This is a genomic window from Helicobacter bizzozeronii, from assembly GCF_900196775.1.
GTDB lineage: Bacteria > Campylobacterota > Campylobacteria > Campylobacterales > Helicobacteraceae > Helicobacter > Helicobacter bizzozeronii.
In genome coordinates this window covers 1-1,484 of record NZ_FZLB01000112.1, presented here as the reverse complement: position 1 = coordinate 1,484, position 1,484 = coordinate 1, and the positions used below count along the sequence as shown (strand labels likewise).

General features: G+C 45.8%; 1 protein-coding gene and 2 pseudogenes. 2 read left to right on the top strand and 1 reads right to left on the bottom strand.

All coding sequences use genetic code 11. The features are described 5' to 3' along the window. A pseudogene (locus C5684_RS08855) lies at positions 1-903 on the top strand (hypothetical protein); the annotation flags it as partial. A 184-nt stretch (positions 904-1,087) separates the two neighbouring features. Continuing rightward, entirely contained in the window at positions 1,088-1,285 is a 198-nt protein-coding gene (locus tag C5684_RS08850; protein ID WP_006017836.1) for a hypothetical protein, read from the top strand. Positions 1,286-1,287: 2 nt separating this feature from the next. On the opposite strand, the pseudogene C5684_RS08845 reads toward C5684_RS08850, so the two are convergent. Next, positions 1,288-1,484: pseudogene (locus C5684_RS08845) on the bottom strand (phosphoethanolamine transferase); the annotation flags it as partial.

Genomic DNA, 1,484 nt, shown 5'->3' with positions numbered 1-1,484 from the left:
ACCCCATCCCAACCAACCCCCAACACAACTAAAACCTCCCAAAACCCCCAAGCAACCCTTGTAGCCGAAAATAAGGACAAGAAAGAAAATGGGGTTAAAGAGGCAGACAAACAAGCACCCCCAAGCCAAACCCCTAAAACCTCTATGGAATCCCCCACCATCCAGCATGGAGCGGGCATGGGAGAGATGCAAGAGTTTGCATGCGGGCATTGGACTTATGATGATGACAAGCTAGAGGCTTACCGCCCTAGTGTGATGCGTGGTTTAGACAAGGCTAGCGGGCAGTATTTGGATTTAAGCCCGTGTAATTTGGAGGCTGACCCCACAAGTGGCAAGAGCGGTAAGATTGTGCTTGCTTATACCCAACTTCCCGACAAAATAGAGGTGTTAGGGCCCACCACAACCATGCACACTTTTAAACTCAGCAAAGCTAATTATTCTGAAAAGCGTTGTTATAAGGCACGCACACGCCAATGTTTGCATATTGAGCCCAACAGCAACCAAGAATGGAGCAGCACTTATAGCACCACCACAACTAAGATCACCAAAACCTACAAACGCCCGCCCCAAGTGGGGAGTGCCCTTTCTACAGAATATATTAAAGTCCTAGAGGAAAACAAGGCAGAACGCAAGAGTACCATTAAGGATAATGGATTGGGTTTGAGCGATCAATTCATGGAATTTGTGGAAATCTATCAGGGGCAGTATTTGGATGATCGGATCAAAAATTCACCCGAGTATGTGGCGTGGAAAGAGCGTTTTGTGCGCCCCGGTCATGGCACATGTAGCCAATATGAAATCGAAAAACTCATCACCAATAAAAAAGTGCTCCCCAGCATCCACAACACCCGCATTATATGCGTGAAAAGTGGGGATTTTTTGCTAGAAAACAAACAACCTTAGCAAAACAGCCCCCAAGTTTATTTCGGGGTGTTGTTGGATCATTTTTTACAGAGTTATATCAAAGGTTACCATTTTTTTGCTAGAATACTCTACCTGATTTAATCATTCAGGAATATTTTTGTTTAAGGAGACAGCATGTCAGGACATAGCGAAGAATGTTGCCACGGGCACGAAAACGAGTGTAGTGAACACCACCATCATCATCATCACCATTATCATGGTGGCACACACCACCATCACCACCACCATCATGGCGAACACCATCACCACCACCATGATGGAGATCACCACCACCACGAAGGTTAAGGTGCATCAGCCCCGGGTGTCCCGGGGTGTTTTATCTGCAATCCCCCATACCACGATTTTTAGCTTGGTTTCTTAACATTAGTTTTTTGCCCTAGAAGGTTTCCCCTCATACAGCCGATCCCCACAATAAATTCTTTTTCTGTGCGTGTCAAAGGCGGGGCTAAAGAGGTTTTTAGATTCTAGATTGTCTTTGGTGTGAATCCCCACAAGGGGTAAAAGCGAGTGGATTAAATCATCACTCATAAAGGGTTTATCCACCGCCCCAGCAATAGCCT